The sequence below is a fragment of the Herbidospora galbida genome, assembly GCF_005233835.1.
GTDB lineage: Bacteria > Actinomycetota > Actinomycetes > Streptosporangiales > Streptosporangiaceae > Herbidospora > Herbidospora galbida.
Map to the genome: position 1 here is coordinate 20,983 of NZ_SZQA01000065.1, position 6,455 is coordinate 27,437.

At 73.0% G+C, this 6,455-nt stretch carries 5 protein-coding genes; 4 read left to right on the plus strand and 1 reads right to left on the minus strand.

Features of this window, described 5'->3' with window-relative positions; genetic code table 11:
• The first annotated feature begins 136 nt into the window (after window positions 1-136).
• From FDA94_RS36860 to FDA94_RS36870, 3 genes are read left to right on the plus strand one after another with little or no spacing between them, the layout of a single operon-like run.
• The gene (locus tag FDA94_RS36860; protein WP_246060356.1) at window positions 137-1,522 is read left to right on the plus strand and encodes an MFS transporter; all 1,386 of its coding nucleotides are present in this window, start codon (window positions 137-139) and stop codon (window positions 1,520-1,522) included.
• 21 nt (window positions 1,523-1,543) lie between these two features.
• A complete protein-coding gene (locus tag FDA94_RS36865; protein WP_137251664.1) occupies window positions 1,544-3,415 on the plus strand; it encodes a protein kinase domain-containing protein in 1,872 nt (623 codons plus the stop codon).
• Window positions 3,412-5,196: a serine/threonine-protein kinase gene (locus FDA94_RS36870; RefSeq protein WP_170991288.1), complete on the plus strand. Its 1,785-nt coding sequence runs from the start codon at window positions 3,412-3,414 to the stop codon at window positions 5,194-5,196. The genes FDA94_RS36865 and FDA94_RS36870 overlap by 4 nt, the downstream gene beginning before the upstream one ends.
• Window position 5,197: 1 nt before the next feature.
• Here the strand turns inward: FDA94_RS36870 and FDA94_RS36875 are convergent, their stop codons facing one another.
• Window positions 5,198-5,602 carry a hypothetical protein gene (locus FDA94_RS36875; RefSeq protein WP_137251666.1) on the minus strand — a complete coding sequence of 135 codons (405 nt, stop codon included), beginning with the start codon at window positions 5,600-5,602 and terminating at the stop codon, window positions 5,198-5,200.
• Window positions 5,603-5,654: 52 nt separating this feature from the next.
• On the opposite strand from FDA94_RS36875, the gene FDA94_RS36880 reads away from it, so the two are divergent.
• Window positions 5,655-6,338: a response regulator transcription factor gene (locus tag FDA94_RS36880; RefSeq protein ID WP_137251667.1), complete on the plus strand. Its 684-nt coding sequence runs from the start codon at window positions 5,655-5,657 to the stop codon at window positions 6,336-6,338.
• The last annotated feature ends 117 nt before the right edge of the window (window positions 6,339-6,455 follow it).

Here is a 6,455-nt window from a genome sequence, read left to right on the forward strand (position 1 = left end):
TGTATAGCGCCCGTATAAACGGCGTTGATGATCACGGCAAAGACCTGTCGCGGCTCACATCGTCGCAGGTCGGCCCGGGTAGTCCCTGCGGGTGTCGACCTGTGCGAGGCCCGGCGTCGTGCTGGCCATCTGTTGCGTGAGCGTCTTCATCGTCGGCATGGACAGCAGCATCCTCAACGTGGCCCTGCCGTCGATCAAGAGCACCTTCGGCGCGAGCATCTCCGGCGCGCAGTGGACCCTCGACGCCTACACCCTCACCCTCGCGTCGTTCCTGATGCTGTCGGCCTCGACCGCCGACCGGATCGGCCGCCGGAAGGTGTTCCAGACGGGCCTGGTCGTCTTCACCACCGGCTCGCTGCTGTGCAGCCTCGCCCCCACCCTCGAGACGCTGACGGTGTTCCGGGCCCTCCAGGCCGTCGGGGGCAGCATGCTCAACCCGGTCGCCATGTCGATCATCACCAACACGTTCACCGAGCCGCAGGAGAGGGCCAGAGCCATCGGGGTCTGGGGCGGCGTGGTGGGCGTCAGCGTCGCGGCCGGGCCCCTCATCGGGGGCGCGCTGGTCGAGTTCGTCGGGTGGCGGTCGGTGTTCTGGGTCAACGTCCCGATCGGGATCGCGGCGTTCGTCCTGGCCAAACTGCACGTCCCGGAGTCGCGGTCGCCGCACGCCAGGAAACCCGACCCGGCCGGGCAGCTCCTCGTCATCGGGACCGTGTTCCTGCTGACGTTCGGCATCATCGAGGCGCCGAACACCGGCTGGGGGTCGCCGCAGACCGTGCTCTCCCTCATCGCCTCGGCGGCCTGCCTCGGCGCGCTCATCGTCGTCGAGCGGCGCAGGCCGGAGCCGCTGATCGACGTCAGGTTCTTCAAGTCGCCGCCGTTCTCGGGGGCCACCGGGATCGCGCTGCTCATGTACACCGCGCAGGGCGGGTTCCTGATCGTCAACACGCTCTATCTGCAGGACGTCCGGGGGTTCTCGCCGCTGCACGCCGGGCTGTCGATCCTGCCGATGCCGCTGCTGCAGGCGCTGTGCGGGCCCATCTCCGGGCGGGTCGTCGGCCGGTACGGGCCGCGGCCGTCCATCGTGATCGGCAGCATCGCGAGCATGTGCGCCGGGCTGCTCGCCGCCGTTCCGGCCGACCTGCCCACCGGGCTCCGCATGTACGTCTGCTACGGCCTCACCGGTTTCGGGCTCGGCTGGATCAACGCCGCGATCACCACGACGGCCGTCTCGGGGATGCCCAACGCGCAGGCCGGGGTGGCCGCGAGCATCGTGTCGACCATGCGGCAGACGGGCGTCACGCTCGGCGTGGCCATCGTCGGAAGCGTCGTCGCCACGCACGTCACGGTGCTGGCGCCGGGCCCCGGCTTCACCGCCGCCTACCGCATCAGCTGGGCGATCATCGTGACCTGCGGGGCGCTGGTGCTCAGCATCGGGCTCCTCACGACCGGGCGGTGGGCGCAGCGGGCCGTTTACAAGCAGGTGCACAAACATCCCCTGGAGAAGATGTGGCATCCGTAGGCACGTGCCCATAATGTCCGCATGGGGCGCGCCGTTCCGCTGGAGCCCGACGATCCCACCGTCGTCGGGGAGTACCGGATCACCGGCAAGATCGACGAGCCGGGGCCCGAGGACGCCTACCTGGCCACCGATCCACGGGGCACACCCGTCGTCATCCGGCTGCTGGCCCCCGTCGCCGAGCCCGAACGGGTGACCGCCGCCGTCGGGCCGCTGAAGGGGGTGCCGGCGTTCTGCGTCGCCCAGGTGCTCGGCGGCGGCACGCTCGGAGACCGGCCCTATGTCGTGTCCGAGCACGTCGACGGCCCGACGCTGGCGGAGGCCGTACCGGCGAACGGGGTGCTGACCGGGGCGGCGCTGCACCGGCTCGCGGTGGGGACCATGAGCGCGGTCGTCGCCATCCACCAGGCGGGGGTGCTGCACGGCGACATCCGGCCCTCGACCGTCGTGCTCGGGCCCGACGGCCCCCGGATGGCCGATTTCGGGCTGAACGAGGCCCTGCGGGCGTCGGAGACCACCGTGACGCGGTACGTCGGCAAGCCCGCCTACCGCGCGCCCGAGGAGTTCGACGCGGTGCCGGCGGGACCCCCGGCCGACGTGTTCGCGTGGGCGGCGACGATGGTGTTCGCGGCGACCGGGCGCGACCTGTTCGCCGGCGACTCGGTGGCCGCGACCGTGAACCGGGTGGTGCGCGAGCCGGCCGACCTGACCGGGATCGACGTCGAGCTGCGGAGCGTGCTGTCGGCCTGCCTGGCGAAGGACCCCGGCGACCGGCCCGTGGCCAGTGACGTGCTGTTACGGCTCATCGGGGAGGAGTCGCTGCTCCAGGTCACCGGGCGGGTGACCCGGCGCCGGCGCCGGGCGCCCTGGCGGGCCGCGACGGCCTTCCTCGCCGGCGCGCTGGTCGCGGGCGTGGCGGTCTTCCTGGCCGTGCCGCCCAGAGTCGAGTACGTGCGCGTCCAGGCGGCGCCCCCTTCGGTGACCACGGCGGCGACCGTGGCGGTCGAACTCGACTCGGTGCCGGAGAAGACGACCGACGTCAAGGTCGACGGGACGAACGTGACCATGCACGAGAGCGCCGACGACCCGGTGCGCCTCAACGGCTACCTCTCGCTGAAGGCCCCGTTCGCCGCCTACGTCCGGCGGGCCGACGGCACCTTCACCGAGGTCGGACGGGGCGAGGAGCCCATGGTGTCGCCCGACGGCACATGGGTGGCGCTCAGCCCGTGGGCCAAGTTCCTGCGCTCCGACTACGACTACGTCAAGTTCCGCGATCTCGCGACCGGGGCCGAGTTCACCGTGAACACCGTGCGCAGACCGCTGCGGAGCATCATGCCGAGCTGGTCGCGCGACGGGACGAAGGTCGTGCTCTCCGTCGACAACCCCGACAAAGAGCGCATCGAGGGGTTCGTCGTCGTCGACGTCACCACGCGGACGGCGAGTTTCGTGCAGACCGAATACTACGGCGGGGACGCCTATCCGTTCGGTTTCACCCCCGACGGGCAGATCGCCCGGGGTTACTCCGACAGCCGCCACCGCGGGGTGGAGATCTACGACACCCGGGGCAAGGTGAGCCGCACGCTGCACTGGGTGGGCCTGCCGCGCGACCGGAGCTGGTTCAGCCCGTCCGGCAGGAGCCTGGCGACGCTCTGCCCGAAGTCCGACGACATCTGCGTCTGGGACATGGGATCGGGCGCCCGGCTGGCGACTGTGCCGACCCCCGCCGACTCCCTGTGGAACGGGTGGTTCACCGACCGCCACTTCGTCGTGCGAGTGCCGACCAAGAAGGGCTACGAACTCCGGATCGTGGACCTGCTCGGCCAGGTCGAACGCGTGCTGGCGACGGTCGACGACAAGAAGGACACCGTCTTCCTGCGCTTCGGCGTGCTCCCATGATGATCGGCGGCCACCGGATACTCGGGCAGCTCGGATCCGGCGGGCAGGGGGTCGTCTACCTGTGCGAGTCGCCCTCGGGTGAGCGGGTGGCGGTCAAGGTGCTGCGCGGCGGCGACGTGGGGGCGTTCCTGGCCGAGTCGGAGATGGTGCGCCGGGTGCGCACCTTCTGCACCGCGCAGGTACTGGAGACCGGCGTGGCCGACGGGTCGCCCTACATCGTCAGCGAGTACGTCGACGGACCCAGCCTCGCCTTCGCCCTCGCCGATCGCGGGCCGCTCAAGGGGGCCGAGCTGGGGCGGCTCGCCATCGGGACCATGACGGCGCTGGCCGCCATCCACCGGGCCGGCGTGGTGCACCGGGACTTCAAGCCCGCCAACGTGCTGCTCGGCCGCGACGGGCCGCGCGTGATCGACTTCGGCATCGCCCAGCTCGGCGACTCGTCCGCCGCCGCCGACGTCGTCGGCACGCCGCCCTACATGGCCCCGGAGCAGTTCCGCGGCGGCCCGGCGGGGAGCGCGGCCGACCTGTTCGCGTGGGGGGCGACGATCGTGTGCGCGGCGACCGGACGGCCGCCCTTCGGGACCGAACCGGTGCCCGCCGTCATCAACCGCATCCTCACCCGCGAGCCCGACCTGGGCGCGCTCGACGGGGAGCTGCGGGAACTGGTGGCGGTCTGCCTGGACAAGGACCCGGCGGCCCGGCCGACCGCGCAGGCCGCGCTGATGCGGCTGCTCGGGGAGCAGACGTCACCCGGCGGCGTGGCGACACCGGAACGGCCGCGCCGGTCCCGGGCGTGGTGGATCGCCGTCCTCGTCGCCGTCGGCGTGACCGCGGCCGTCGTGCTGACCCGGCCCGATCCCCCGCCCGCCGCGCCGGCCGCGCCGCCCCCGGCGGCTCCGGTCCCGGTCGTGGCGCGGCCCATGGCCGCGACCTCCACGGTCGACGTCGAGATCGAGACGCTGGGCGTCACGCTGCACGAGAACCCCGCCGACGGCCTGTGGGCGTCGTCCTACGAGGACACACAGGGCGACGGCGAGGGCACCGGCTACGTCCGCGACCCGGCCACCGGGAGGTTCGTCTCCGTCGGCGCCATGACCGAGCCGCTGGTCTCCCCCGGCGGACGGTTCGTGGCGGTCCTCTCCGCCGCCCGGCTGCTCACGTCCGACTTCGACTTCATCGCCGTCACCGACCGGACGACCGGCACGACGCGCGAGGTCAAGACGCTCACCCGCCCCGCGCTGGCCCGCCGGCCCGTCTGGTCGGCCGACGGCACGCGCCTGCTGATGACCGCCACCGGCCTGGAGGACGACTCCCCCGCCACCGGCTTCGTCCTGGTCGACCCGGTCACGGGCACGACCGAGACACGGGACGTCGCAGCGGGGGGTGACGAGGCGTTTCACTGGGGCCCGGAGGAGGGCACGCTGGCCCGCGAAACCGGCGGCACGACCACCGTCTACACCCTGACCGGCGAGGTCGTCAGAGAGCTGAAGGACACCGGCGACCTCCACGCCACCCGCGACGGCCTGCTGCTGACCGGCTGCGCCGCGGGGCGGCTGTGCCTGCTCGACGCGGTGACCGGGGCGGAACGCCGCCGGTTCCCCCTGGCCAAGGGGCTGATCGTGGGCGGCTGGCTCGACGACGACCACGTCATGGCCTCCCGGCGGGGGAAGGACAGGTTCGAGGTCGTGCTGCTCGACCTGGACGGGAAGCAGACCAGGGTCCTCGCCGAAGGTCCCGACAAGGTCTTCTCCGACATGCGGATCTACTGGACGCCCCGCTGACCTAGTCGTCGGCGGCGCGGCGGACCGAGGCGACCGGGCCGGGGCAGCGGACCGTCACTGTGGTCGTCCGGTCGTCGGCCGACTCGAAGGTCACCGACGCCGCCGGGGCCGGGCCCCGCTCGACGTCCTCCACGCTGTGGTTCTGCGCCGGGGTCCACGACAGCAGGACCGCCCGGTCGCCGGAGCAGGCGGCGGTGACCGAGCCCTCCGCGTACGCGAAACTGCCCCCGGCCCGCAAGGTCACCCCGGGCGGCGGGGGCGGCTGGGCCGAGGCCGTGACGAGCGCCTCCTCGACCTGGGCCTCGGTCAGGGCCCCGCCGGGGGCGATGAGCGAGACCGCCCAGGTGCCCGCCGACGCGGCGCAGGCCGCCGCCAGCAGCCACGCCGCCAGTCCCGCTCCGCGCATCGTCCGCCTTTCTCGGGGAACTTCGACAGGTATTACCCAGAAAGGCGGACAGGTGGCACACCTGCTTCTCGTGGAGGACGATCCCCAGGTCAGATCGGCCCTCACCCGGGCGCTGACCGGTCTCGGGCACGCCGTCAGCGCGGTGCCCGACGGCATGGCGGGGCTGACGCGCGCCCTGGAGGAGCGGCCCGACCTCGTCGTGCTCGATCTCGGGCTGCCCGACGTCGACGGCTGCGAGGTGCTGCGGATGCTGCGGGCGGTCAGCGAGATCCCGGTGATCGTGGCGACGGCCCGCGACGCCGAGCCCGAGATCGTGAAGGCGCTCGACGCGGGCGCCGACGACTACGTCGTGAAGCCGTTCGGCGCGGCGCAGCTCGACGCCCGGGTGCGGGCGGTGCTGCGGCGCGGCCGGGAGCAGGCCGAGCCGGAGGTGATCGTCGTCGGCGGGCTGCGGGTCGAACCGGCGGCGCGGGAGGCGTGGCTCGACGACCGCAGGCTCGACCTGACGCCGAAGGAGTTCGACCTGCTCCACTACCTCGCCGCGCGGGCCGGGCAGGTGGTGCAGAAGCGGGAGCTGCTGGCCGAGGTGTGGCGGATGGCCTGGGGCGGCGGCGACAAGACGGTCGACGTCCACCTGTCGTGGCTGCGGCGCAAGCTCGGCGAGACCGCGCAGCGGCCCCGCTACCTGCACGCCGTCCACGGGGTCGGCGTCAAGATCGTCGACCCGGGCCGGTGAGGCGGCGGCTGGCGTCGCTGGCGCTGGCGACGACGTCGCTGGTGCTGGTGGCGTTCCTGGTCCCGCTGGCCGTGCTGGTGCAGGCGCTGGCCGCCGAGCGGGCCACCGGGGCGGCGG